We start from the raw sequence: 25,997 nt of genomic DNA, 5'->3' as shown, positions 1-25,997 counted from the left end.
CGGTGGATCCTCGTGCGGGCCGCTCGGCTATCGAGCCGTCGGCCGGAGAGCGCCTGTTGCTACTGCGAGACCTGACTGGTGGTCTCGACGGTCAGCCACGGGCCGGCCGGGACATCGGCACGATCGACGAAACGCCAGTTGACGTGGTCGTTATCGCCGTCGAGGTCAGCGAAGCCGAGGCATCCGTTGAGGGCGGGTGACACGTCGGTGCCTGCACCCTGGCTCGGGTCGCCGCTGAACTGCTTGTTCACCGGACGGGCGTCGTTGCTTCCGAACACGTAGGCCGCGTCGTGGTACAGCGATCCGCTCGAGGGACCGGCGTCTTCGACCTGTCCGTAGCACGTCTTGCCATTGGGGCCGGTGAGCTGGACCCAGTGGTTCTTCATGTACGAGTAGTTCGAGTCACCGTGGTGCGCGCTGTACGGTGCCACGTTCGCCCACGGTACGACGGTGTCACGGTTCGCGAACGCCGTCGCGTCGTTGATGTCGTCGTACGGGAGGTCCAGGTAGAACGGGTTCTCGAGCGGCTTGGGCTGGCTGGTCGGGAAGTAGCCGTTTGCGGCTGTGCGCTTCTCGGTCGTGCAGGTGAACGTCGCAGCGGTCGCGCCGCTGGACGGACCATCGCACCCGCCGACGGGCGAGCCGCCGCAGCCGGTGTCCGTGGAGGATCCGAGCTGAACGCCGGTGTGGTGGAGCGCCCACTTGCTGTCATAGGTGCTGCAGACCTGGCTGCCGTCGCTGAGGTTCGCGTTGAAGATCTCGCCGACCCAGAAGGTCGTCGACACGATGTTGGTGTGCAGCGGGGACGTTCCGATGGCGATGGGGGGCGGCGTCGGAGTCGGCGTCGGAGTCGGCGTCGGAGTCGGCGTCGGCGTCGGAGTCGGAGTCGGCGTCGGAGTCGGAGTCGGCGTCGGAGTGGGCTTCGGAGTCGGGGCCGGGGTGGGCTTCGGAGTCGGCGTCGGAGTCGGAGTAGGCGTCGGCGTCGGGGCCGGGGTGGGCTTCGGAGTCGGCGTCGGAGTGGGCTTTGGCGTCGGGGCAGGCGTGGGCTTCGGCGTCGGAGTCGGAGTCGGCGTCGGAGTCGGAGTCGGCGTCGGCGTTCCCTGGTGGTGGTTCTTGCGGTGCGACCACACGCCGGTCACGGCGAGCCAGCCCGACGGGGCGCTGACGGACGACGAGCCTGACGAGGAGGACGAGGTGCCGCCGGAAGCGAACGCACACGAGGCCGTTGTGCCGACGACGATACACAGGGCCGCCGTTGCGGCGACGATACCGCTTGCGAGCTTGTGGCGCGCGGCTGTACTACGCGGCGAGGATTTCTCGGCGCGACGAAAGAGCTGTTGCATGGAGTTTTTTGCCTTTCAGATGACCGGAACGCGCCGATCACAAATCCATCCACAGAACCTACGACACGCATTTTCGATGGGTTGACTGTAACCCATTCGGGGGACAGGGCGCCGAAAAATACCCCCAGTTCTCGACCTGCGCTAGGGGCTTGACAAATTAAAATACTGAGAGATCGCCGTGATTACGGGGAACTCAGGACAAATTCAGAGTTGAGAAACTCTCAGGAAGGAAAACCGTCAGCGCGGCGTTGAAGGGGGCGCCGATGCCGGCGTCTTCGGTTTCGGTGTCGGCGCCGGCGCCGGATTGGTCTCGACGAAGTCGTCTCCACCGTACTTCGCGTTCGCGACCGACATCACAGCGGGCCACATCCGGTGTCTCGCGGTCGCGGCCTGGCCGCTGTCGAAGAAGGTCGTCCGCTGGTTCACCTGGCCGGTGAGGCTGACCACCGCGACGACCGTTGCCACCTTCGTGCTCGCCCCGGTCATCCAGGTGTCCTTGTTGCCATCCGTCGTCCCGGTCTTCCCGATCACGGGCACGCGCGGCGCCATGGCCCGGTTCGACTGCTGCCCGGTCCCGTTCGTCATGACCTTGTGCATGGCATACGCCATGCCGGCCGCAACAGTGGGGTCGACAGAGGCGGCGCACTCGCTGCTCGGTACGGGAACGTCCGCGCCGGTCGGACCGACGATCCGGTCGATCACGACCGGACTGCAGGTCACCCCCTTGTTCGCGATTCCCGCGAACGCGACGGCCATGCTCAGCGGGGCGATCTCGTTCGTGCCGATCACCGAGGATGCGCTCTGCAGGAGCGCGGTCGCATCGGCACGGTGCATCCGGAACGCCTCCGCCGTCTTCCGGATTCCGCACAGATCGAGTTTCTTGGCCATCCCGATGTACCCGGTGTTGATGGATCCCACGGTGGCCTCGAGGGCGCTGTAGTGCGCCCCGCTCTCGTCGGCGTCGTTCTTCGGGTTCCATTTCTCCTTGTCGTAGTTCTGGGGGCCGAAGCAACTGTCCTGGAAGGTGCCCCAGTTGGCCTTGCGGCGGGAGTCGACTCGTTCGTAGAGGGCATGGCCTTCCTTCAGCCACTCGGCCAGGGTGAATACCTTGTACCCGGAACCCGGCTGGAAGCCGCTCGAACCGCCATCGGCATAGTCGGTGTTGTAGTTGATGCTCGTGTAGTTCGCGCCCGTTGCCTCGACCGCGGGGTCCTGGCTATAGTCCTTGTTCTGAACCATCGCGAGCACCCTGCCCGTCCCCACCTGCACGCTGGCGATGACCGCGCCGACATCCCAGCCGGGGAACGTCATCGGAACGTTCTGCTTCATCGTGGCTTCTGCGGCGTCCTGAAGGTCGAGGTCTATGGACGTGTACACGTTGTACCCACCGCGCCGGAAGTTGAGCAGCCGGGTGTCGGCATCCGCCCCGAAGGTCGGATCGTTCCGAAGCACATGGGTCACGTAGTCGCAGAAATAGGCGCTGCCGCCGGCGGTCTGGCAACCGGTACTGGGTTCATGGATGCTGGGCTCGACCGGTGCCGCGACCGCCGCCGCGTAGTCCGCAGGTCCGATCGCGCCGTACTTCAGCATCGTCCCGAGGATATAGTCCCTACGGTCCCGGTTCGCCGCGTAGCCGTTGGCTGCACCATTGGTTGCACTGTTCGGGTCGTCGAGTTGGAACTTGACGGGGTTGTTGATGATGGCGACCAGGCTCGCGGCCTGCGGCAGACTCACGGCCGCGGCCGTCGTGTTGAAGTAGTACTCCGCGGCGGCCTCGATTCCGTACACCGTTCCTCCGAAGCCGTTGATGTTGAGGTACTGGCGAAGGATGTCCTTTTTGGAATACTTCTTCTCCACGCCGATCGCGAGTCGCATCTCCTTGAGCTTGCGCTCGGCGCTCGTGCGGGTGGCCGTGTTGTAGCAGGTGTCGCGCGCCGTCGGGTCGGGAAGCATCTCGCACTTCTGCACGAGGACGTTCTTGACATACTGCTGGCTGATGGACGACCCGCCCTGCGTCTCTCCCCCGAGGCTCACACTGAGCCCGGCCCGAATCGTCCCCTGCAGGTCGATGCCGCCGTGTTCATAGAAGCGCGGGTCCTCACTCGAGACCGCCGCATCCGTCACGAAGTGGCTGATCGCGTCCCAGCCGACCTCGATCCGGTTCTGGTCGTAGAACGAGGCGAGGAGTTGCGTCGAACCATCGCGCACTGCGTAGATATTGCTCTTCTGGGACAGCTGGTCGATCGAGAGGAATTCAGGCAGGCTTTCGAACGTGTTGATCGTGTCGGTGACGGCAAGCCCGGAGAGCGCCACGACGGGCGTCACCGACGCCGCGACCAGGAGTCCCGCGGCAGCGCTCAGGGCAACGAATCCGGACAACCCGCCGAGCACGCCACCAAAGGTCCGTCTTTCCTGGAATTCCTTCGTGCGCATCTGAACCCCCAATCACGGTTCATGGAACTCCGTGGTCGCGGGAAATGCTAGGGGTGTCTCACGATCGTTATCCGAGCGATCAGGTCAGAGAGCGTGCACGCGGTTGCCTCGCGGGTTGTGCTCGATTTCGTCACCATGCGCTGGTGACTCGAGTATGTTGCCCAGACGACTACCTGGCGGTGAGGACCAGCTTCGGTGCAACGGGGGCCTTGGCCGACTCGACCTGAAGGCCGACCCAGACACTCTGACCCGCGGGAATCGTGCTCGCCCAACCGGCGCCGGTGCACGTGATCGAGGTCTTGACCTTGACCGTGCACGTCATCCCCCAGGCGTTGGTGACCGCAGTCACGGTCGGATCGGCCCAGGTCACGCTCCACGCCTTGGCACCCGTCGCACTCGTCACCCGGAAGTCGGCGACGTACCCGGCGCCCCAGGCGCTCTGCACGTTCCATGTCGTGGTGATCGAAGCGACGCCGGGGACGGATGTCGGCATCGGCGTCGGCGTCGCGGTCGGCGTCGGCGTCGCAGTGGGCTTCGGCGTCGCAGTGGGCTTCGGCGTCGCAGTGGGCTTCGGCGTAGCGGTCGGCGTCGGCGTAGCAGTCGGCGTCGCAGTCGGCGTCGGCGGAATGACGATCGGAGTCCCGGCACCGAGCAGCGGTACGAGGGCCGCAAGCTTGGCCGCCTCCGGTGTCACCCAATCGTCTTTGACGATGCCGCCGGTGTCGCCGCTGTTCGGGTTGAACGACCAGTACGCGAAGCTCATGCCGTTGCCCGAGAGGTACGGCACCAGCTTGGCGAGCCACTTCTGGTCGGAGTCGGTCGCGAGCTTGGTGCCGAACTCACCGAGGAGCACGGGTGCGATCCCGGTCTTGCTGATGTAGCCCCAGTTCTGGTCCCAGACGGCGGTGAGGTTGTCGGGGTAGTTGGCCGCGCTGAACCATTTCTGCGCCCACACAGTGGACGGGTAGTCGTGCGGGGAGTACACCACCCGGTTCGCAACGGAGAGCACGACGGGCTTGGCCTTGACGCCGCTCAGGCCGCCGCCCCACCAGGTGGATCCGCCGGTGGCCTGGTTCTCGATACCCTCGACGAGGATCAGCAGCTTCGGGTTCACCGCGAGCACGGCGTTGCCACCGCGAGTCGCGGCGGCCTGCCAGTCGATCGCGGGGTCACCGCAGCCCCAGCAGGCCTGTCCGTGCGGTTCGTTGTGCAGGTCGAAACCGATCACGGTCGGATCGTTCTTGTACCGGGCGGCGAGTGCCTGCCAGTCGCTGATCCACTTGGCTTCACTGTATTGCGCGGTGTACCAGAGCTCGGATTGTGCTCCGGAATCCGGACGGTGCCGGTCGAGGATGACATTGAGCCCGGCGACCGTGGCCCGAGCGATCACCGTGTCCATGAGTTGCTGCGGGGTCAGCCCCGCGAGGGTCGGATTCACCGCGTAGTTGATCGAGTTGCTGGGAGCCCCACCGAGGCACTCGTTCGAGAAGGGCAGGCGCACGGTGTTGAATCCGAGCGACTTGATCTGCGCGAGACCGGCGTCGAGGCCGATCGTCCAGAGCCCGTGCGGGGCGCAGTTGCTCGTCTCCATTCCGAACCAGGAGATGGCCTTGACCACGTAGGTCTGGTTGGCGGAGTTCTGGATCGTGCCCCCCGCGGTGTGCAGCCAGCCGGACGGCGCACTGACGAGGGATGCCGCAGATGCCGCCGGTTGCGGAGTGGCCGTCACGAGGCCGCCCGTCACGAGCACGGCGGCGGCGATGAACGCGACCAGTCGCCCGGTGGCACCTCCGCGCCGCGGTCGTGTCGACGCCCCTGGGGCACTCCGCCACGTGGCATAGCTGTCGCGAGCACTCATGCTGGTCCCCCAGTATTCCGCGGACGTGGTTCCCGATGTCCGCCGCCCGGGGCAGCAGAATCGTCCGGTAGCCCCATAGTAGGGGTTCCCGTGTTTCGACTGCGTAACAAAGGTGCCCGCGGGGTGAACGCTGCGTGTCTGCCGGGCTGCTGGACGCTCCGGGTACGGAAAACGGGCCCCGCGAGTGCCGCGAGGCCCGTTGTACTGCCGGGTGTTACCGGGTGCTCCTCAATTAGGCGACTGCGGGAACCGCGGTCTTCTTCGAAGCGTGCGGCGTGAGGACGAAGATCGCCCAGCCGAACAGGCCGACGAGGATGCCGAGGCCCATGGCGAAGAAGGAGACGCCGAAGGCGACGATCGAGGTGAAGAGCGAGGCGCGCAGCAGCGACGCGGTCATAACCGTCGGGCGCACCTTGTCGTCCTGGGCGAGCTCGGCGTACGTCTTGCCGCCGGAGGCCTCCATGGCGTGGTGGTTAATGATGTTCGCCTGCGCGAGGGCGGAGAGGGGGTTGTCGACGGTCGTTCCGGCGAGGAACGATGCGTCGGCTGCGACTGTAATCTTCTCGCCGGCCAGCTGGCTGCTGACGGTGCCCCAGACGACGCCGCCGACGAGGAGCATAACGAGTCCACCGATAATGCCAAGGAGGCCGATAATCCGAAGAATACGCGCCTGGCCGGAACCGGCGATCAGGGGCTGGGCAGCCGTTGTCGTAGCGGTTGTCATGAGATACCTTTCCTGGTGTCGCGCCTGTCGTGACACTCGTGTTACCTACCAGTCTGCCAGTAATGAAAGCGCATTCATCACATTTTCTCGGCTGATTGCAACATTGGTGGTAAACGTTTTCATCGTGACGCACGAAAGGCGCGGCATCCGTGGGATGCCGCGCCTTTCTGAGCGTGCGGGGGCCGGTTTCAGTGCCGGTTCCGCCTAGAAGACGGTCAGGCCTCTCGAGCGGAATTGCTCCCGCACGCGCTCCAGCAACTCCTTGTCGGGGGGCGTCGCGCCGTGCAGCGGGTACGGGATCTCCAGGCGGTCCCACTTGTCCTCGCCCATCTGGTGGAACGGGAGCACTTCCACGCGCTCGACGTTCGGCCAGCGAGCCACGATGTCCGCGACGGCGTCGACGTTGTCGACGGCATCGGTGAGTCCGGGGACGAGCACGAAGCGGGCCCAGACGGGGATCCCCTTTTCCGCCAGGCGATCGCCGAAATCGAGGGTCGGCTGGAGTTCGCGCCCGGTGACCTCTTTGTACGTCTCGTGAAGCCCGGACTTGACGTCCAGAAGCACGAGGTCGAGGTTGTCGAGCAAGGTCTCGGAGGCGCTCTTACCGAGGAACCCCGAGGTGTCGAGGGTGGTGTGGATGCCGAGCTTGTGGCATTCCTCGAAGATGCGCTCCACGAAGGCCGGCTGCATGAGCGGCTCTCCGCCGGAGATGGTGAGGCCTCCCCCGGTGGCGTCGAAGACGCCCTTGTAACGCTTGAGGCGCGTGACCAGGTCGTCGAGGGTGGTGATCAACCCGTCGCGCATCTTCCAGGTGTCCGGGTTGTGGCAATACTGGCAGCGCAACAGGCACCCGGACAGGAACAGGGTCATCCGGGTTCCGGGGCCGTCCACGGCCGTGACGAGCTCCCACGAATGGACGCTCGCGACGGAACCATTGTGAATGGCGGCCATCTCGAGGTGGTGGAGTTCGGCAAGTTCTGCCTGTTCGGTGCTGGGGGTCTTGCCGTTCTCCAGTGCGACCAGAGCGACGGCGGGGCCGACGCTGGGTAGGCCGAGGTTTACTGCGGGCATATTCTCGTCCTACTCAGCGTCGCCGCCATTTGTTATCGGTGGATATTCAGTGCTGGTGAAGCGTGGTGCTGGTGGTGATCAGTACTGATCGGGATCAGTGCTGGTGGAACGTACGGCTGATGACGTCCATCTGCTGTTCGCGGGTGAGGCGCACGAAGTTGACCGCGTAGCCGGAGACGCGAATCGTCAGCTGCGGGTAGTTCTCCGGGTGCAGCATGGCGTCTTCGAGGGTTTCCTTGTTGAGCACGTTGACGTTGATGTGGTAGCCGGTGGCTTCCGTGTACGCGTCAATGAGTCCGACGAGGCTCGTGATCTGCTCGTCCTTGGTGTGACCGAGGCCACTGGGGACGACCGTGTTCGTGAGCGAGATGCCGTCCTGCGCCTGGCTGAACGGGAGCTTGGCGACGCTGAGCGCCGACGCGAGCATACCGTGCGTGTCGCGGCCGTTCATCGGGTTTGCACCCGGAGCGAACGGCTCACCCTTGCGACGGCCATCGGGCGTGTTGCCGGTGGCCTTGCCGTAGACCACGTTGGACGTGATCGTCAGGATCGACTGGGTGTGGATGGCGTTGCGGTAGGTCGGGTGCTTGCGGATCATGTTCATGAAGCGTTCCATGACATCGATCGCAATGGAGTCGACCTTGTCGTCGTCGTTACCGAACTTCGGGAATTCGCCCTCGATCGTGTAGTCGATGACGAGTCCGTTGTCGTCGCGGACCGGACGCACCTTGGCGTACTTGATCGCGGACAGGGAGTCGGCGACAACGCTCAGGCCGGCGATGCCACAGGCCATCGTGCGAACGATTTCCTTGTCGTGGAGTGCCATTTCGAGACGCTCGTACGCGTACTTGTCGTGCATGTAGTGGATGCAGTTCAGCGCGGTGACGTAGGTCTCGGCGAGCCACTCGAGCGTGACGAGGTAATTCGCAAAGACGGTGTCGTAGTCGAGGATCGTGTCGAGGTTCGGCGCGGTGGCCGGGGCGACCTGCTTGCCGGAAACCTCGTCCTTGCCGCCGTTGATCGAGTAGAGCAGCGCCTTGACGGCGTTGACCCGGGCACCGAAGAACTGCATCTGCTTGCCGACGCGCATCGGGGAGACGCAGCAGGCGATCGCAGCGTCGTCGCCGAGCTCGGCGCGGATGAGGTCGTCGGACTCGTACTGGATCGCCGACGTGTCGATGGAGACCTGGGCGCAGAAGCGCTTGAAGCCATCGGGAAGGCCGTCGTTCCAGAGGACGGTGAGGTTCGGCTCGGGTGCTGCGCCGATGTTGTACAGCGTCTGGAGGAAACGGAACGCCGTCTTGGTGACGAGCGGGCGACCGTCTTCACCGATGCCGCCGAGGGACTCGGTGACCCAGGTCGGGTCGCCGGCGAAGATCTCGTCGTATTCGGGGGTACGCAGGAAGCGCACGATGCGGAGCTTGATGACGAGGTCATCGATGAGCTCCTGTGCGCCTTCTTCGGTGATGGTGCCGTCGGCGAGGTCGCGCTCGATGTATGCGTCGAGGAAGGCCGAGTTACGGCCGAACGACATTGCTGCGCCGTTCTGTTCCTTGACGGCGCCGAGGTACGCGAAGTACAGCCACTGAACGGCTTCCTGGGCGGTCTGGGCCGGCTTGGAGATGTCGGAGCCGTAGGACGCGGCCATCTGGACGAGTTCCTTGAGGGCCCGGATCTGCTCCGAGTTTTCCTCGCGGGCGCGGATGATGTCCTCGGTCGAGGGCTCCATGTCGAGCTCGGCGCGGTCGTTCTTCTTGCCGGCGATCAGTGCGTCGACGCCGTAGAGGGCGACACGACGGTAGTCGCCGATGATACGGCCACGGCCGTAGGCATCCGGAAGACCGGTGATCAGGTGGCTGTTGCGAGCGCGACGCACACCGGGAGGGTAGACGTCGAACACGGCGGTGTTGTGGGTCTTGCGGTAGTCGGTGAAGATCTTCTCGAGCTCGGGAGAGACGGGGTAGCCGTAGGTCTCGAGGGAGTTGACGACCATGCGCCATCCGCCGAACGGCATGATCGCACGCTTGAGCGGCGCATCCGTCTGGAGGCCGACGATGACTTCATTGTCCTTGTCGATGTAACCCGGCTTGTGGGCTGTAATGGATGACGGCGTGAAGGCGTCGATGTCGTAGACGCCCTTACGACGTTCCTCGGGGAACATCGCGGACAACTTGGCCCAGACTCCCGTGGTGCGGGCGGTCGGCCCGGCCAGGAAGGACGCATCGCCGATATACGGCGTGTAATTGCGCTGAATGAAATCGCGAAGGTTAATCGAATCCTGCCACGGCCCGGAAACGAATTCCGCCTTGCCGTGCTGCATCGAAGTGTCGCCGCTGAGGACGCCCTCTGTAATTGTCATGTGGACTACTCTCCTCGTGGGATTGAGCTTTCCCGCCGCGGAAGATCCCGCGCTCGGGGTATCGAGCGGGGGACACGAGGCGCCAGACGTGCTTCGATGCACCGTGGTCCGCTCTCTTTTTCCAACACTACTCCCCGCCAAGGCCCGGTCGGGGGGTTGTCCTGCCGCGTCTCTCGCCCGCGCGTTTAAAAGGACTCGCCTAGCACAGTCAAACCCCGGTAAACCAGTGCTGAGAGTGACGATCCTGAGAATTCTCGAACCTGCGCGTCAGAGCTTTTTTCCGGGGTTCAGCAGGCTTGCGGGGTCGAAGGCGAGCTTGACGCGGCGCTGCAACTCCCGCACGGCGAGGCCGAGTTCGTCGTCGAGGTGCGCCTGCTTGAGCAGGCCGATCCCGTGCTCTCCAGACGCGGAGCCACCGAGCGTGACAGCGAGCTGGATCACCCGTTTGAAGGCACGATGGGCGGCGTCGACCTCCGCGGGCAGGTCGGGGTCGAACCCGATCACCGGGTGCAGGTTTCCGTCGCCGAGGTGTCCACCCGTGCTGATCGGAATCAAGAGTTCGCGGGAAATCTCCTGAAGCCCGGACAGGAGCGCCTGCAGCTGGGAGCGCGGAACGGTCACGTCCTCGTTGAGGCTCGCACCCCGCGCTGCCTGCAGGGCCGGCTGGAGGAGGCGGCGCGCGCTCATCAGCTGGTCGAGGTGCGCAGGGTCGTTGGCGATGACGATCTCGCCCGCTCCCCCGGCCTCGAGGATGCGCGCGTATTCGGCGACGTCATCGTCGGCCTGCCCCGCGGCATCCGACTGCACGAGGAGCAGCGCTGCCGCACCCTCCGGGAGGGTCGACGCGGGGTCGAAGGCGTTGATCGCGGTGATGCAGGATCCGTCGAGGAACTCGAGGACGCTCGGGCGCCGGTTGTTCGTGACGATCAACGCGGCGGCGGCGAGGGCCTCCGCTGTGGTCGAGAAGGTCGCGGAGACGCCGGAGGCAGGCGCGGGCGCAGGCAGCAGCCCGACCGTGATCTCGGTGATGATGCCGAGGGTTCCCTCCGAGCCGACGAGGAGGGCCGTCAGGTTGTAGCCCGCGACACCCTTGATGGTGCGCTGCCCTGTGTGCACGATGGACCCGTCTGCGAGGACGACCGTGAGGCGGCGCACGAAGTTGCCCGTCACGCCGTACTTGACGCACAGCATCCCGCCGGCGTTGGTGGCGACGTTGCCGCCGATCGTCGAACCCTTCCAGGAGCCCGGGTCCGGCGGGTAGAAGAGACCGGCGGCCGCGGCGGCCCTGGCCAGAGCGTACGTGCGCACTCCGGCCTCGACCGTCGCGGTCTGGTCCGCCGTGTCGACGGAGACGATCCGGTTCATCCGGGTGAGGTTCACGACAATGGCGCCGGTGATCGAGTTCGCACCTCCGGCGAGGCCGGTGCGGGCGCCCTGGGGCACGAGCGGAATGCCGTTGGCCGCCGCGAGGGTGACGATCGCCGCAACCTCGGCGGTGCTCTTGGGGAACACGACGGCGAGGGGCTCCCCCGCGGCGGTGCCGTCCGACTGGTCCGTGAGATACGCCTCGGTCGCCTGGCCGGTCACGAGCTGCGCCTGCGGCAGCACTCCGGCGAGTTCTTCGAGGATCGTCTGCGGGGAAAGCGTTTCAGTCACGGGGGCCTCTGGGTCAGAGTGGACGAGCCGGCACCGGGCAGTGGCCCGCGGCCCGGCGGTGGGTGTGCCTCAATCGGGGCGTTTGCCCAGTATATTCGGCGGCATATTCCGTAGCCGACTTGTAGTTATTGATGTATCTATGGCTAGGCTGGGGGTATGCCGACCGAATCAGCCTCCCTCCCGCCGGCCGGGGCGTCCGCCGTCGAGCGGGCGTACACGCATGTCGCGGACCTGATCATCTCCGGGGCTCTCCCCGCGAGTTCCTTCCTGACCGAGGGCGAGATCGCCGCCGCCCTCGCGCTCAGCCGCACCCCGGTGCGGGAGGCCTTCCTCGCACTCGAGGCGCGCGGCCTGATCCGGCTCTTCCCGAAGAAGGGGGCCGTCGTCACCGCGCTCGACGAGGCGGAGACCGCGGAGCTGCTCCAGGTGCGCATCATGCTCGAGACGACAGCGGTCCGACTACTGAGCGAACGCCAGGGCGGGACCGCTGCGGTGGACACCGACCTAGCCGCCCTGATCGGGATCCAGGCGGATGCCGCGGCGAGCGGCGACCTGCTCACCTTCGCCAGGGCCGACCACCGGTTCCACTCCCGGATCGTGGACGAGAACCGCAACCGGGTGATCGACGGCTTCTACGCCCAGCTCGGCCCGAGCCTCGAACGCCTCACCCACCGCGTCGCCTCCCGCGACCCCCGCAACCTCGAGCGCCTCCTCGCCGAGCACCGGACCCTGGCCGGTCACGTGTCCAGCGGAGACACCGGGGCGTACGACCGCGCCCTCCGCGAACACGTCGAGGCCGGGCACTTCACACCGCTCAACCACTGACCACCGCCAACTGCCCACACTTACCTTCGATCGCATTCCGAAAGTCCGATGATTCCCCGCACCATCCCCGCCTGGCTCCGCGCAGCACCCGCCATCTTCGTCATGGCCTGGGGCGGCAACCACTTCACCCCGTTGCTGCACATGTACGAAGCGCTCGGCCACTACACGACCGTGATGGCGGATGTCTTCCTCGGGGCATACGTCGTCGGGCTGATCCCCGGGCTCCTCATCGCCGGGGCGCTCTCGGACCGGTACGGACGCCGGCCGCTCGTGATCGCGGGCGTGATCACGGGACTCGTGGCCAGCATCCTCCTCGGTTTCGGATTTTCGAGCACGGTCATGCTCTGTGTCGGCCGCTTCCTGGCCGGACTGAGCGTCGGCGTCGCGATGTCGGTCGGAACCGCGTGGCTGAAGGAACTCTCCGCGCAGCCGTTCGACAGGCAGGCCGACTCGGTTGCGGGCGCCCGGCGCCCGGCGCTGACCCTCACCATCGGCTTCGGGCTCGGCGCCGGGGTCGCCGGTGCACTCGCCCAGTGGGGGCCGATGCCGACACTCGCCCCGTACCTCGTCCACATCGTACTGAGCGTTGCCGTGCTGCCGCTCCTGGTCACCGCGCCGGAGACCGTGCCGCGTTACCGCGCACACCGCCCGTTCTGGCGTGACCTCGCGGTTCCGCTCGCAGGGCACCGCCGCTTCCTGCGGGTCATCGCCCCGTCGGCGCCCTGGGTCTTCGGTGCCGCCGGGATCGCGTACGCGATCATGCCGAAGCTCGTGGACACCCAGCTCGGCGAGTTCAACCTCGCATATGCCACCCTGCTCACGGTCGTCACCCTCGGCACGGGGGCCCTGGTCCAGCCGCAGGTCGCCCGGATCAACGAGCTCACCAACGGGCGGGCACTCGTCGTCGGCATGGGCATGATGCTCGTCGGCATCCTGCTCTCCATCTGCGCCGCGGCGACCCTGTCCCCGATCGTGGCCCTCGTCACGGCGATCATGCTCGGCGCCGCGTACGGAGTGTGCGTCGTCGCCGGCCTCGTCGAGGTGCAGCGCATCTCCACCCCCGCCGACCTCGCCGGTATCACCGGCGTCTACTACAGCCTCACCTACCTGGGGTTCCTGCTGCCGGTCCTCTTCGCGGCACTCAACGCCGTCGCAAGTTACACCCTGCTGATGTCCCTCCTCGGTGTCGTCTGCGCCGCGTCCCTGGCCGTCGTGGCCTGGGGCATCCGCCGCGTCTAGCCCTTCCTGGGCGGCCGAGCGCTGAGGTAAGGCGTGAGCACCGCGCGCAGATAGCGCGTCCCGCCCGCGGAATCCGTCGTCCCACCGGAGTCCGCTCCGTCGAGCTCCTCGAATGCGAACCAGGATTCGGCGAGGATCCAGAGCGCCCGAACGAGGTCACCGAGCTCCGGATCGCCGAGCGGGATGATCTCGCCGTGTTCGCGCCAGCCGCGGGCGATCTCGCTGAACCTGACGAGGCGCCGGGCGCGCACGTGCCGGTACTGTTCGGCGAGCACGGGGTCCGCGTGCAGCAGCCCGAAGAGGTCACGGGCCAGGAACGCGTACTTCCGTGTCAACGCGGCGCCGGCCCCGAGGCGGTCGAACACCTGCTCAGGGTCGAGGCGTTCCGGCTCGAGGCGTTCGGACTCGTGAAGCTCGGGCGCGTCCCCTTCTCCGGCAGCGGATGCCCCCCAGAGCGTCTCATAGGCCGCCACGAGACTGGCGTGCAGCTCGCGCACGATCTCGTCCTTGCCGCCGAACCAGTAGTACAGGTTGCCCGGGCTGATTCCCGCGGCGGCCGCGATCGCGTTGGTGGTCACGGCGGAGGGCCCGCGTTCGTTGAAGAGGTCGAGGGCGACGGCGAGGATCCTGGACCTGGTCTCCTCAGCGGTTACCGTCGTCGGGACACGGCTCATGAGAGCACCACCTCCCGTGCCGGCCGCCGTGGGCTCGGCAGCGCCTCCGCGGTCGGGTACCCGATCCGGAAGGTCATGATCGCGTGGCGGCCGGCGGGCAGCAGCGCGGCCATCGCCTGGCCGAAGTCCGGGGTGAGGCCCGTCGAGCGTTCCCTGTCGATCCGTTCCGGAACCTGGCAGAGCGGCTGGGCGCGGAGTCCGTCGACCGTCATGCTCAGGTGCAGGCGCTGCCAGGCGCGTCCGACCGCGAGGCGCTGGCCAGTGTCGAGCGGGTCGCGCACGACGAGCGCTCCAAAGGCGGCCGCCGTCGGGACCTGGCTGTCCCTGGTGCCGGTGAGCCAGCCGGCGTTGTTCTGGGCCGTCGAAACGGGGACGACCTTCGAAACCGCCCTGATGAATTCCGACTGCCCGGACGGGTCGATCGTGATGCCGTCCTTCTTCGACTGGATCTCGTGCCAGCCGGTGCGGTACCAGGCGGCGTCGTCCGCGACCTGCTGCGGGTCCGCGATGATCGCCTCGGTCGCTCGCACGGTCAGGTCGCCGAATGCGTCCCTTTCCGCGGGAGCCGAGAACCAGACGAGTTCGGCGCCGACGAGTGCGGTGTCGCCCGTTTCGGCGCGCCCTGCTTCGGCGGGTTCCGCAGCGGCGATGCCGCTGAGTTTCGTGAGCTCCGCGGCGCTCACCGGCCGCGTGAGGTCATAGGCGTTACGGTCGGTGTGTCTGGATGCGATCGCGGTGAACAGCGGCGAGACTGATGCCTCCGCCGTCTCAAGGTCGATCCGCGCGACGTGCGCGGGGTCGGCGGGGTCCGGCAGCAGGGTGACGGTGGTCGTCTTCCCGTTCGCGGGCGCCGCGAGGACGATGTTCTCGATCGCGCACCCGAGCGAGACATCCATCTCCCGGAGCAGCGGGTCCATCGTCCCGAGGTTCCTGGTCGTGTCCGCGAAGACGTCGATCCGGTTGTCGGTCACCCGGAACTGCCAGGGCTGGGCGTTGTGCGCGTTCGCGGCGAGCACGGCGGCCCGCACGAGCCCGAGGGCGTCATGCGCCTCCGGACCGGCCTGTGCCCACGCGGCGAAGGCCTCTCCGGTCCCGCTCGCGAACACGCCGCCGTCGACCGCGCGCCAGGTCAGTCCGGCGGCGCCCGCGATCACGACGGACCCCACGCCGATTCCGGCAACCTTGAGGAACGAACGCCGGGTCGACGTCCGTCCGTTCGGTTCGTGCGTGCCGTTCTGGGGTGTTCTATCGGTGGCCATGCTTCAATTAGAGTCTTTACTCTAATCTTTGTCCACCCCAGAGGTCGGCCGGCCCGGCGCTCACGCAAGTTCGGTGAGCCGTCCGGCCTTGATGTGCAGGCGACGCTGGGCGCGTTTGGCCACTGCGCTGTCGTGGGTGACCACGATCAGGGTGAGACCCTGCGCCCGCCAGAGTCCCTCGAGCAGGTCCATGATCTCGTCCCTGGTCTCCTCGTCGAGGTTGCCGGTCGGCTCATCGGCCAGGAGCACGGTCGGGTCTTTGACGAGGGCCCTGGCGATCGCGACCCGCTGCTGCTGGCCGCCGGACAGTTCCGCAGGAAGGTGGCCGAGTCGATCGCCGAGGCCGACGGCCTCGAGGGCCGCCGCCGAGCGCTCGCGGCGCGCGGCGCTCGTCCCGCCGAGCGGGGCGAGCGCGGTCTCGACGTTCTCCTGCGCGGTCAGCGTGGGGATCAGGTTGAAGCCCTGGAACACGAAGCCGATCTCCGTCGCACGGATACGACCGAGCTGAGAATCCCCGAGGCTCGACAGGTCCGAACTCCCGAGGTGCTCCGTCTCGAAGACCACGGAACCGGAACTCGGCCGGTCGAGTGCTCCGAGCATCTGCAGGAGGGTCGATTTGCCGCCGCCGGTCGGCCCCTGGATCGCGACCATCTGGCCGTCGGGGATCGACACGGTGACGCCCTGCAGCGCGGTGACCGAGCGCTTGCCCTGGTCATACTTCTTGGTGACATTCGTCAGCTGGTACATGGTCTGGTTCCTTCTGGAAGCTGAAAGTGAAAAAACGGGAGGGCCGAAGGGCGCCGGCAGTGCCGCGCCGGCGGCAGTGCTACGCGATGCTGCGCAGCGCCTCCGCCGGCCGGAGCCGGGACGCCCGCCATCCGCCGATCACTCCGGCGAGCAGGCCGCCGAGGACGGCGAGTCCGACCGCAATCAGGATCACGGATACCGTGACGGGCGCCGTCAGGACGATGTTCGACTGGGCGGCCGCCTGGGTCGCTGCACCGAATCCGCCGCCACCCGGGCCGAAGCCCGCGCCGCCGGCACCTCCCGCGCCGCCGGCGGCCCTTGCTCCGCGGCCAGCCACCTGCGCGGCCGTCGAGGCCCCTGCGGTCAGGGTCGGGGCGATGATGTTGATCACGAGGATCCCGGCGAGTCCGACCACGATGCCGACGACGCCGCCGATCAGGCCCTGCACGAGCGATTCGCCGCCGACCTGGCGCACGATCCGGCCGTTGGACCACCCGATCGCCTTGAGGGTGCCGAATTCGCGGGTGCGCCGGGTGACCCCGGAGATGGTGAAGAGGATTGCGATCAGGAACGCGGCAGCGAGAACGATTAGGGAGAGCCACAACCCGAGGTTGGAGACGAGGCTCGATGCGCTCGCGAGCGAACCGGACACGCTCGACGCGAGGTCCGCCTGGGTCTTGACGGTCGCGGCGGGAAGCGCCGTCGCGATGTCCGCCTGGACCTGGCCGATGTCCGTCGACGACGCTGCCTGCACGTAGATGTTGGACACCTGACCGGGCAGGGCCGCGAGGGTCTGGGCGACGTCGAGCGGAATGTAGACGTTGGCTGCCGTGGCACTGTCCGCGGTCGCAGCGGAGACGAGACCGACGATGCTGAAGTCGGTGCCCGCGATCGCGACCGTGCCGCCGACGGCGAGGGACGCGGTCGTCGCATAGCTCGAGTCGAGGACGGCGACGTGAGCGCCGGCATCCGTGCTCGCGAGGGAGCGCCCCTCGGTGAGGGCGACGGCCGACAGCGGGCCGACGGCCGCGTCGGCCGGGTTCAGGCCGAGCACGGTGAAGGAGTCGACACTGAACGAGCTTCCGCCTGCACCGTCAGGACCGCCGGTCGGCGGCGTCTGCGCGCCCTGGCCGGTCGACGGCCGGGTCGCGCCCGGCTCCGTGCGGGTCGGGAGGGCTCCGCTGAACGTGGAGTTGCTCAGCAGGAGCGTCGCCGCCGCCGCGCTGACGTTGGGGACGGCACGAACGGTGTCCAGGCCGGTCGAGGCGAAGGTCTCCGTCCCGCGTTCAGCGGTGAGGCGGCTGCGGCTGATCGTGGTGGTCCCGTCGGCGGCGGCGCCGTCCGCCGAACCGAAATCGAAGCGCTGCGGGGCGCCGTTACCTGTGCCCGGCGTCGCGGCGGCCGCGGGTGCCTGGCTCACGGTGATGTCGGTGCCGACACCGTAGACGGACTCGAGAACGGATGCCTGGGCGAGCTGGACCCCGCTCGACACCGAGTTGACGATGATGACCAGGGCGATGGCGAGGGCCATGCCGATCGCGACGATCGCGGTCTGCTTGCGACGGCCCGCAAGTTCCCGGCGCAGGTAGGTGTAGAACATGAGTCTCCGGTTCCGGGGACTCTTCGTGGGGCCCACCGGGATCGAAGCTAGGGATCCGCGCTTGCCGGACGCTATCACTGTGCTGTGAATACGCCGTCAAACGATGGTTCTGGCTCACGGACATCGGCTGGGCACAGTAATTTCCAAGCTCATCACGATGTCTGCGGACCAGACTCTGCCGCTGGCGTACGCTGGCGGCATGACTGGGAATGGCCTCGGATCCGCACTGCCCACCGATGTGAGTTCCTGGGCCGCCCGCCAGCGCTGGTTCGCGGACACGGGTCGCCCGGTGGAGCTCTCTCGCGTGGGCTGCTGGTCGCTGCCCTCCGGCGAACCGGGGGTCCTGATCCGCACCGATTGCGTCCTCGATGCCGGTGACCCGCGCCGGACCGTCTACCAGCTTCCCGTAACCGAGCGCGATGTTGCGCTCCCGGGAGCCGAGGCGGCCCTCATCACGATCCTGACCGGAGCGGACGGGCGGAGACGGTTCGTCTACGACGCCCCCGCCGATCCGGCATACGCCCGGGCGCTGCTCTTGCTGATGCTGCGCGGGGGCAGGTCCGCACCCGGTCCGGATGGAGGCTCCGTCGCGCACGGCGAGCTCCTGCCCACTCCCCTCCCCGGTGGCAGCGAATCCGGTGGCAGCGAATCCGGAGCCGACGGCGTCGAGCCGACCGTCGTGTCGAGTCATGTGCTCAGGGGCGAGCAGTCCAACACCTCGATCATCTACGAACTCGCGGGTCCTGACGGTCGGGTTCTCGCCCCCGTGATCTGCAAGGTCTTCCGGGCGCTCCACCACGGTGACAACCCCGACGTCACCGTGCAGTCCACACTCGCCCGAGCCGGCTCGCACTTCGTTCCCCGCCCCGTCGGCTGCGTTGTCGGGGACTGGGCCGACCCCCGCACGGCGGATGGCACCGCACGCGGCCACCTGGCTTTCGCCCAGGAGTTCCTTCCCGGTGTCGAAGACGCCTGGCGGGTGGTACTCGATGCGGCGAGGAGAAACGAGGACTTCACTGCCCGGGCGCGGAGCCTCGGCGTCGCGACCGCGGCAGTCCACGCCGACCTCGCGCACGCGATGCCGACGGCGGAGCCGACCGCTGAGATCGTCGGCACGGTCATCGACGGCCTGCGCGCCCGCGCCCGGCGCGCGGTCGCGGAGGTGCCTGCACTCGACCGGTACGCCCCGGCGATCGAGGCGGTGTTCGCCTCAGCTGCCGAGGCGTCCTGGCCGAGGTTGCAGCGAATCCACGGCGACCTGCACCTCGGCCAGGTCCTGCTCGTTCCCGGTCGAGGCTGGGTGCTCGTCGATTTCGAAGGCGAACCGCTCAGCCCCCTCGAAGACCGGACCCGCGCCGATGTGCCCTGGCGCGATGTCGCCGGCATGCTGAGGTCGTTCTCCTACGCGGCGGGAACGGTGTCACGCGAGGCGCCTGGGCGAACGGGCGCCGTCACCGCGTGGGCCGACGCCTGCAGGCGAGCCTTCCTCGACGGGTACAGCGAACGCTCGGGCCGCAGCCTCGGCGAGCAGCGACCGCTCCTGGACGCCTTCGAACTCGACAAGGCCCTGTACGAGGCCGTCTACGAGAAGCTCAACCGGCCAGACTGGCTGCCGATCCCCCTCGCAGCGATCGACGCCCTCCTGTCCCAGGACGTCGTCCCCCGCTCCTCCGCCGTTCGCGAAAGCGGGTGAGCCGTCGGTATGCCGAGCTCAGAACGACGATTCATCCGCTTTCGCGGAAGGATGGATCAGCTTCGCGGTGAGCGCTTGAGCTCGGGGAACTGGTCGTCGCGCCATTCGTCGGGGAGCCGGAGCTGCTGATCCGCCGCTTCGTTCTCGCGTGCCCGCAGCTCGACCCTGCGGATCTTTCCCGAGCTCGTCTTGGGCAGTTCGAAGAACTCGATGCGCCGGACCCGCATGTACGGCGGCAGCCCGTTGCGGGCGTGACGCAGCACGGCGAGAGCGGTCGCGCTGTCGGGCGCCCAGCCGGCCGCAAGGTGGATGTACGCCTTGGCGATGTTGAGGCGGGTGTCGTCGGGGGCGGGCACGACCGCGGCCTCGGCGACGGCGGGGTGCTCGAGCAGCACGCTCTCGACCTCGAACGGGGAAACCTTGTAGTCGGACGACTTGAAGATGTCGTCCGTACGGCCGATGAAGGTGATGTAGCCGTTGTCGTCACGGGTGGCGACGTCGCCCGTGTGGAAGTAGCCGTCCCGCAGGGCAGCCTCGGTCCGGACCGGGTCGCCGTGGTAGCGGGCCATGAGGTTGACGGCGGGTTCGGCGAGGTCGAGGCAGATCTCGCCCTCGTCGGCGACACCGCCCGTGATCGGGTCGACGAGGGTGATCGCGACGCCGGGAAGGGGCAGGCCCATGGACCCGGCCTTGAGGACGGACCCCGGCACGTTTCCGACGATGGCCGTCGTCTCGGTCTGGCCGTAGCCGTCGCGGATCGTGAGTCCCCAAGCCCGCTGGATCTGGCTGATCACTTCGGGGTTGAGCGGTTCTCCCGCCGAGAGGATCTCGCGGAGGCCGACCGGCTTCTCCCCCACATCGGACTGGATCAGCATGCGCCAGACCGTCGGAGGCGCACAGAACGTCGTGACCTTGGCGCGATGCAGCTGGGCGGTGAGCGCCTGCGGGTCGAATCGGCCGTAGTTGTAGACGAAGACCGTGGCCTCGGCGATCCACGGCGAGAAGAAGCTGCTCCAGGCGTGCTTGCCCCAGCCGGGTGAACTGATGGCGAGGTGCACGTCGCCGGGACGAAGCCCGAGCCAGTACATCGTGGAGAGGTGGCCGACGGGATACGAGGTCTGGGTGTGCACGACCATCTTGGGCTTGCTCGTGGTCCCGGAGGTGAAGTAGATGAGTGACGGGTCGTCGGAGCCGACGGCCACGGGAACCGCGACGGACGGGAGCAGGTCGGCGTCGGCGTAGTGGGCCCAGCCGGGAACCGTGCCGCCCACGCAGATGCGCCGGAAGTCGCCGTCGATCTCCGCGAACTTGGCGGCGTCGCCGGCGTTCGCGATCACGCAGTCCACCTCGCCGCGCCGCACGCGATCCGCGAGGTCGCCGGCGGCGAGAACGGTCGAGGTCGGCAGGATGACTGCGCCGATCTTCATGATGCCGAGCATGAGTTCCCAGAGCTCGACCTGGTTGCCGAGCATGAGCATCACGTGATCGCCCTTGCCGACACCCTGCTGGGTGAGCCAGGCCGCGACCTGGTTCGAGCGGGCGGACATCTCCGCGAAGGTGACCTTCAGCTCGCGGCCGTCCTCCTCGACGATCCACAGGGCGATATTGTCGTTGCCCTCCGCGATGACGTCGAACCAGTCGACGGCCCAGTTGAACGACGCGCCGACATCCGGCCAGCGAAATTCGGCGGCGGCACGGGCGTGGCCGTCCCAGAGGCGCAGCAGCTGGTCGCGGGCGGCGCGAAAATTGGAGGTACTCGTCGGAAAAGTCACTCCTCCATCATCCTCACTAATGAATGCCTGTAACTGCATGCGTCCGCGGCGGCCTCGACAACGGCAGCGTCGACAACGGCAGCATCAGCGGCTTCGGCGAGTGGGCGGCCGTTCCGGGGGCAACCCACACCCGGATGTGGTTAACCACACGGGTCGCCCCATCCGGGTGACGCAGCGAGCGGTCCCCTCCAGCGTCGGGTAGCTTCGTGCAGGTCAACACCGACAGTCTCGACGTGGCGTTTCCGGTTCCAGTGCGGGACGTTCGATTGCACCCGGGGGCACAGATGCTTACCTTTTTCCTCATCTTCATTCTTGTCGTGGGAATCAACACCTTGCTGTGGACCACGGTCGGGCTCATCCGTGCCGTGGTCGAGAGCACTCACCGCCGGTCACCCGACCGGCCGGAGGACCCGCTCATCTCCGCCGACGAGGTCGCGATCCTGATCGCCGCCCACGACGAGGAACAGGTGATCGCCGCGACGATCGCTTCCGCGACCAGCCAGGTGCCCGTCGGCCATGTGTTCGTCGTCTCGGACGCCTCCGCCGACCGGACGGCGGAACTCGCGAGGGCGAGCGGTGCGAACGTCCTCGAACTCGGGTCGAATCACGGCAAGGCCGGCGCGCTCGTCGCCGCAATCGACCGCTTCGAACTGGCGCGCCGATTCCCCGTTGTGGTCCTCCTCGACGCGGACACGGTCCTCGCCGCCGACTACCTCCGAACCGGCCTGCCGTGCTTCCAGGATCCCGCCGTCGTCGCGGTTGCCGCGTGTGCGTCGACGATCGCGGATCCTCCTCCCGGGACGATGATGGGTCGCTTCCTGATCGCGTACCGGGAACGTTTCTACGTCATGGTGCAGTACCTGCTCAAGTACGGTCAGGCTGCCAGGCTCGCTAACGTGATCTCGATCGTTCCCGGTTTCGCGAGCATGTATCGAAGCCAGGTCCTCGCAAGCATCGACATCGATCCCCCCGGACTCGCGATCGAGGACTTCAACATGACGTTCGAGGTGCACGCGCGCAAGCTCGGCCGGATCGCCTTCCACCCCGCGATCGCGAGAGCATCGACCCAGGACCCGGCCAACCTCCGCGACTACACCCGGCAGCTGCGGCGTTGGACCCTGGGGTTCTGGCAGACCCTGCGCCGCCACGGATTCCGGCTCGGCTGGTTCTGGGGTGCGCTGGCGCTCCACGTCTTCGAACTCGTCACGAGCAGCGTGATGATGGTGCTGTTCCTGCCGCTGCTCATCCTGTCGCTCGGTGCGGTCATCTGGGAGGCGACCGCGACGGACCCGTCCGGCATCGCCACACGGCTGACACAGGCGATTCCGCCGACCCTGATCCTCCTCGGCGTGCTCGTGCCCGACTACCTGCTGACCGTTCTCGTCGTCGCCGTCACCCGGCGGCCGAGCTATCTGCTGCTCGGGTTCGCTTTCCCCCTCGTGCGCGTGATCGACGCGGCGATCTGCCTGGGGACCCTGCCCCAGGCGTTCCTGGCTCCGTCGAGCGGCCGCTGGACGAGCCCCGAACGCCGCGGCACTGTGGCGCACGCGATCGTGGACCCGCAGGTGCTGACCCAGGAGTCAGTGCTGTGGAACCGGCCGCTCGTACCCGACAAAGCGATACCGGATTCCGGTCCGCGAGACCATCCATTCCGAGGCGTGGGCACGCGTCCACTCCCCGTCAACAGCGGGGGCCCGCGTGTCGCCGGGCACGGCAAGGTCCAGCTCGGTGACCTCGAGTCGTGAGGCGCGGGCGAGGGCCTCGCGGTAGACCTCGCCTCCGCCGATCACCCAGATCGTCGTCCCCGGTTCGGTGGATGCCGTGTCTCCGGAGAGGGCCTTCTCGACCGACACCGCACGTTCCGCCCCGGCCGCGGCCCAGCCGGCATCCCGCGTGACGACCACGTTCCGTCGCCCGGGGAGCGGCCGGAATCGTTCGGGGAGGGAGTCCCACGTGCGCCGTCCCATCACGACCGTCGCGGCATCCGTCACGGCCTTGAAATGCGCGAGGTCTTCGGGAAGGTGCCAGGGGATCGACCCGGCGTCGCCGATGATCCCGTCGTGCGCCTGCGCCCAGATCAGTGCGATCGCGGGAGCGTGATCAGACGGCAACGGGTGCCTTGATCGCGGGGTGGTGCTGGTAGCCGACGATCTCAAGGTCCTCGTATTGGTAGTCGAAGATGCTCGCCCGCTCGGCCGTGATGCGGAGCGTCGGGAGCGGATACGGGGCGCGGGTGAGCTGCTCGGCGACCTGGTCGCGGTGGTTGTCGTAGATGTGACAGTCCCCGCCGGTCCAGATGAAGTCGCCGACCTCGAGGCCGGCCTGCGCTGCGACGAGGTGGGTCAGCAGCGCATAACTCGCGATGTTGAAGGGGACGCCGAGGAAGAGATCGGCGCTGCGCTGGTAGAGCTGGCAGGAGAGGCGGCCGTCGGCGACGTAGAACTGGAAGAGCGCGTGGCACGGCGCGAGCGCCATCGACGGGATATCGGCGACGTTCCAGGCCGACACGATCATTCGCCGCGAATCGGGGTCCGCCTTGAGGGTCTCGATCACCTGGGCGATCTGATCGATGTGACCGCCGTCGGGGGTGGGCCAGGAGCGCCACTGCACCCCGTAGACGGGACCGAGTTCTCCGGTTTCCGACGCCCACTCGTCCCAGATGCTGACGCCGTGTTCCCGAAGCCATCCGACGTTGCTCTCGCCGCGCAGGAACCAGAGAAGTTCATAGGCGATGGACTTGAAGTGCACGCGCTTCGTCGTGATGAGCGGAAAGCCCTCACGGAGGTCGAAGCGGAGCTGTGCCCCGAAAATGCTCGTGGTTCCGGTACCGGTCCGGTCGGCTTTGGCGGTGCCCGTCGCCAGGGTGTGGCGAAGCAGGTCTTCATACGGTGTCGCGAGTGAGGTTGGCATTCGTGTCAGTTTATTTGGTGGCGCAGCTTATTCGGTGCCGAAGCGCCGGACGAAGGCCCGCATCAGGTTCGCCGGTTGCGTGACCGTGGCCGCCGTGATGTTCGCGATGACTTCGGTCAGGGCATCCGGCTTGAAATAGCCGTTGTCGCGGTAGATCCGGATGCGGGTCAGGATGCTCGCATTGGTGAGTTCGGGGTGGAATTGGGTCGCGTAGACGTTGCGTCCGACCCGGAAGGCCTGGACCGGGCAGTTCTCTCCGGTGGCGAGGAGCACGGCGCCGGGCGGGAGGACCGTGCACGCCTCCTTGTGCCCGACGAAGGCCTCGAAGTCGGGGTCGAGGATGCCGAACAGCGGGTCCGCGGCCCCGTCCCCGGTCAGGCTCACCCTGGTCGGGCCTGCGTCCTCCGGCCACGTGCCGTCGACGACCCCTCCGCCATGGGCGGTGAGCAGTCCGATTCCGTAACAGGCTCCGAGGAAGGGGAAGTCCCTGGCGACGACGAGATCGAGGAGCGGCTGGAGTTCCGCTTCGACGCGGACCTGGACGGCGGACTTCGTCGCCTCGGGGTCGCCGGCGTTGAAGGGACTGCCTCCGACGATGACGCCGGAGTAGTCGTCCAGACGGATCGGGGGCAGCAGGTCCGCCTCGAGCCTCACCCGGTGCAACTCATCGGGGGTCAGGCCGCCGGCGCTCAGGAAGCCCTCGTACTCGTCGTCGGCGGCTTCGTCCTCCGGACGGGTGGCCAAGAGCAGGAAGGGCTTCACGCCGCCATAATACGCGGTGCGGTGCCCAGTGCGGTGCCCGGTACGGTGCCCGCTTCCCGATCAGTACAGGAACGACGTCGCGAAGGTGTTCACATCGATGTTGACGCCGTTGAAGACCCGTTCGAAATGCTGCTGGACACCGACCCGGAGATTGCCGGGCGCGTTCCAGCCGCCGAAGGAAATCGGCGCGGGCGACAGGAGATCGGCGGGGTCGTCGGGGAGGCCGGGAACGGCGGGCGAGTCCGGCTCGACGGGCACGGCATCCCAGAGGGCGACATCGGAATACTCCGTCGTTTCCCTGCCCATGATGTCCTCCCACATTCGCGCGCCGGTGTAGACGACGGGACGCACCCCGCTGGACTGCACACCCGTGATCATGTCGCGGGTGAGCGGCGGGCCACCCGTCTCGATGTCGAGTGCAAAGAACTGGAGCCGGATGCGGAAGGAGCCCGTCGCCGCGATCCCCTCCCGCCAGCAGCGCGGATCCCTGGTGTACGCGGCGACCGCGAGGCCGGCGTCGATCGCCATCGCGAGCTGCGCCTGGGTGCGAGCGAGTGGGGTGCAGCTGCCGAACTCGGTAGCGCTGAGGATGTAGAGCCGGAACCCGGCCTCGTACGCCTGCACGAACCAGGCAGGATCGGAGATCGGGTTGTCCGAATCCAGCGCCCTGAGCACCGGGGATGCTGGCGTCCCTGCGGTAGAAGCCGGCGTGGGGACCGCCGTCGGGTCATCCGTCGGGTCATCCGTAGGGACTCCGGCGGGAGCGGACGACGCCGGGTCCGGCCGGATCGCTCCCGCCACCTGAATGGCCGCGAGCGGAACGCCCACCGCAAGGGTCACCAGCAACGCGACCGCGAGAACCGGGGGCGCGACCGGCCCCTTTTCCGGGTGTCTCGTCACCGAAAGCCTGCGCATTCGCTCAGTGTGCCCCGGCATCATGGCAATGAAAAGGCCCCCACCGGGAACTCCTCCGCACCGACGCGGGTGCCCACTGACCGCGATGGATGCCTGGGGGGCGTACAGTGAGGCAGCAGCGCTCAGTCTCAGGTTCCAATGTCGCCCTGATGAAACG

At 67.4% G+C, this 25,997-nt stretch carries 20 protein-coding genes and 1 pseudogene; 5 read left to right on the top strand and 16 right to left on the bottom strand.

Annotated features, from left to right (window positions below; genetic code table 11):
- Window positions 1-59 precede the first annotated feature (59 nt).
- The 7 genes from E3O44_RS19875 to E3O44_RS17985 form a co-directional block, all read right to left on the bottom strand.
- Window positions 60-1,343 (bottom strand): hypothetical protein, encoded by a 1,284-nt coding sequence (locus tag E3O44_RS19875; protein ID WP_194088623.1) that lies wholly within the window; start codon window positions 1,341-1,343, stop codon window positions 60-62.
- Window positions 1,344-1,580: 237 nt separating this feature from the next.
- Window positions 1,581-3,776, bottom strand: a complete 2,196-nt coding sequence (locus E3O44_RS18010; RefSeq protein WP_134536360.1) for a transglycosylase domain-containing protein — start codon at window positions 3,774-3,776, stop codon at window positions 1,581-1,583.
- Between the two features lie 169 nt (window positions 3,777-3,945).
- On the bottom strand, window positions 3,946-5,634 hold the full coding sequence (locus tag E3O44_RS18005) for a cellulase family glycosylhydrolase (protein WP_134536358.1): 1,689 nt from the start codon (window positions 5,632-5,634) through the stop codon (window positions 3,946-3,948).
- 232 nt (window positions 5,635-5,866) lie between these two features.
- Window positions 5,867-6,358, bottom strand: coding sequence for an aromatic ring-opening dioxygenase LigA (locus E3O44_RS18000; RefSeq protein WP_174774856.1), 492 nt, complete (start codon window positions 6,356-6,358; stop codon window positions 5,867-5,869).
- A gap of 204 nt (window positions 6,359-6,562) precedes the next feature.
- The gene (pflA, locus tag E3O44_RS17995) at window positions 6,563-7,429 is read right to left on the bottom strand and encodes a pyruvate formate-lyase-activating protein (RefSeq protein ID WP_134536356.1); all 867 of its coding nucleotides are present in this window, start codon (window positions 7,427-7,429) and stop codon (window positions 6,563-6,565) included.
- A 94-nt stretch (window positions 7,430-7,523) separates the two neighbouring features.
- A complete protein-coding gene (gene pflB, locus E3O44_RS17990; RefSeq protein ID WP_134536355.1) occupies window positions 7,524-9,788 on the bottom strand; it encodes a formate C-acetyltransferase in 2,265 nt (754 codons plus the stop codon).
- 267 nt (window positions 9,789-10,055) lie between these two features.
- On the bottom strand, window positions 10,056-11,444 hold the full coding sequence (locus E3O44_RS17985; protein ID WP_134536353.1) for an FAD-binding oxidoreductase: 1,389 nt from the start codon (window positions 11,442-11,444) through the stop codon (window positions 10,056-10,058).
- A gap of 156 nt (window positions 11,445-11,600) precedes the next feature.
- On the opposite strand from E3O44_RS17985, the gene E3O44_RS17980 reads away from it, so the two are divergent.
- Together E3O44_RS17980 and E3O44_RS17975 are read left to right on the top strand one after the other, a co-directional pair.
- Window positions 11,601-12,269: a GntR family transcriptional regulator gene (locus tag E3O44_RS17980; RefSeq protein WP_134536351.1), complete on the top strand. Its 669-nt coding sequence runs from the start codon at window positions 11,601-11,603 to the stop codon at window positions 12,267-12,269.
- Window positions 12,270-12,317: 48 nt separating this feature from the next.
- On the top strand, window positions 12,318-13,508 hold the full coding sequence (locus E3O44_RS17975) for an MFS transporter (RefSeq protein WP_134536349.1): 1,191 nt from the start codon (window positions 12,318-12,320) through the stop codon (window positions 13,506-13,508).
- On the opposite strand, the gene E3O44_RS17970 is transcribed toward E3O44_RS17975, so the two are convergent.
- The 4 genes from E3O44_RS17970 to E3O44_RS17955 all read right to left on the bottom strand — a co-directional run bounded on the left by E3O44_RS17970 (window position 13,505) and on the right by E3O44_RS17955 (window position 17,788).
- Window positions 13,505-14,182, bottom strand: a complete 678-nt coding sequence (locus tag E3O44_RS17970) for a TetR/AcrR family transcriptional regulator (RefSeq protein ID WP_134536347.1) — start codon at window positions 14,180-14,182, stop codon at window positions 13,505-13,507. The two genes, E3O44_RS17975 and E3O44_RS17970, sit on opposite strands and share 4 nt — an antisense overlap.
- Complete coding sequence (locus E3O44_RS17965; RefSeq protein WP_134536345.1) at window positions 14,179-15,441, bottom strand: nitroreductase family protein; 1,263 nt, start codon at window positions 15,439-15,441, stop codon at window positions 14,179-14,181. Before E3O44_RS17965 ends, E3O44_RS17970 begins: the two co-directional genes overlap by 4 nt.
- Window positions 15,442-15,501: 60 nt before the next feature.
- Window positions 15,502-16,188, bottom strand: coding sequence for an ABC transporter ATP-binding protein (locus E3O44_RS17960; protein ID WP_134536343.1), 687 nt, complete (start codon window positions 16,186-16,188; stop codon window positions 15,502-15,504).
- A 79-nt stretch (window positions 16,189-16,267) separates the two neighbouring features.
- On the bottom strand, window positions 16,268-17,788 hold the full coding sequence (locus tag E3O44_RS17955) for an ABC transporter permease (protein ID WP_134536341.1): 1,521 nt from the start codon (window positions 17,786-17,788) through the stop codon (window positions 16,268-16,270).
- 199 nt (window positions 17,789-17,987) lie between these two features.
- Between E3O44_RS17955 and E3O44_RS17950 the strand changes: the two genes are divergently transcribed.
- Complete coding sequence (locus E3O44_RS17950; RefSeq protein ID WP_166792716.1) at window positions 17,988-19,481, top strand: maltokinase N-terminal cap-like domain-containing protein; 1,494 nt, start codon at window positions 17,988-17,990, stop codon at window positions 19,479-19,481.
- A gap of 56 nt (window positions 19,482-19,537) precedes the next feature.
- Here the strand turns inward: E3O44_RS17950 and E3O44_RS17945 are convergent, their stop codons facing one another.
- On the bottom strand, window positions 19,538-21,292 hold the full coding sequence (locus E3O44_RS17945) for an AMP-binding protein (protein WP_134536337.1): 1,755 nt from the start codon (window positions 21,290-21,292) through the stop codon (window positions 19,538-19,540).
- Between E3O44_RS17945 and E3O44_RS19350 the strand changes: the two genes are divergently transcribed.
- Complete coding sequence (locus E3O44_RS19350) at window positions 21,277-21,423, top strand: hypothetical protein (RefSeq protein WP_166792715.1); 147 nt, start codon at window positions 21,277-21,279, stop codon at window positions 21,421-21,423. The two genes, E3O44_RS17945 and E3O44_RS19350, sit on opposite strands and share 16 nt — an antisense overlap.
- Before the next feature lie 114 nt (window positions 21,424-21,537).
- Window positions 21,538-22,497 (top strand): annotated as a pseudogene (locus tag E3O44_RS17940) (glycosyltransferase family 2 protein); the annotation flags it as partial.
- A gap of 336 nt (window positions 22,498-22,833) precedes the next feature.
- Here the strand turns inward: E3O44_RS17940 and E3O44_RS17935 are convergent.
- Genes E3O44_RS17935 through E3O44_RS17920 form a run of 4 tightly spaced genes read right to left on the bottom strand, consistent with a single transcriptional unit; the run spans window position 22,834 to window position 25,840 of the window.
- Window positions 22,834-23,364 carry a dihydrofolate reductase gene (locus E3O44_RS17935; protein ID WP_241976417.1) on the bottom strand — a complete coding sequence of 177 codons (531 nt, stop codon included), beginning with the start codon at window positions 23,362-23,364 and terminating at the stop codon, window positions 22,834-22,836.
- Window positions 23,354-24,163 (bottom strand): thymidylate synthase, encoded by an 810-nt coding sequence (locus tag E3O44_RS17930; RefSeq protein WP_134536335.1) that lies wholly within the window; start codon window positions 24,161-24,163, stop codon window positions 23,354-23,356. The genes E3O44_RS17935 and E3O44_RS17930 overlap by 11 nt, the downstream gene beginning before the upstream one ends.
- Before the next feature lie 27 nt (window positions 24,164-24,190).
- Window positions 24,191-24,925 carry a glutamine amidotransferase gene (locus E3O44_RS17925; protein ID WP_134536334.1) on the bottom strand — a complete coding sequence of 245 codons (735 nt, stop codon included), beginning with the start codon at window positions 24,923-24,925 and terminating at the stop codon, window positions 24,191-24,193.
- A 60-nt stretch (window positions 24,926-24,985) separates the two neighbouring features.
- Window positions 24,986-25,840, bottom strand: coding sequence for a glycoside hydrolase family 25 domain-containing protein (locus tag E3O44_RS17920; protein WP_134536332.1), 855 nt, complete (start codon window positions 25,838-25,840; stop codon window positions 24,986-24,988).
- Window positions 25,841-25,997 lie beyond the last annotated feature (157 nt).

This window comes from Cryobacterium algoricola (genome assembly GCF_004402485.1).
GTDB classification, from domain to species: Bacteria; Actinomycetota; Actinomycetes; order Actinomycetales; family Microbacteriaceae; genus Cryobacterium; species Cryobacterium algoricola.
This window is presented reverse-complemented; position numbering and strand designations above follow the sequence as displayed.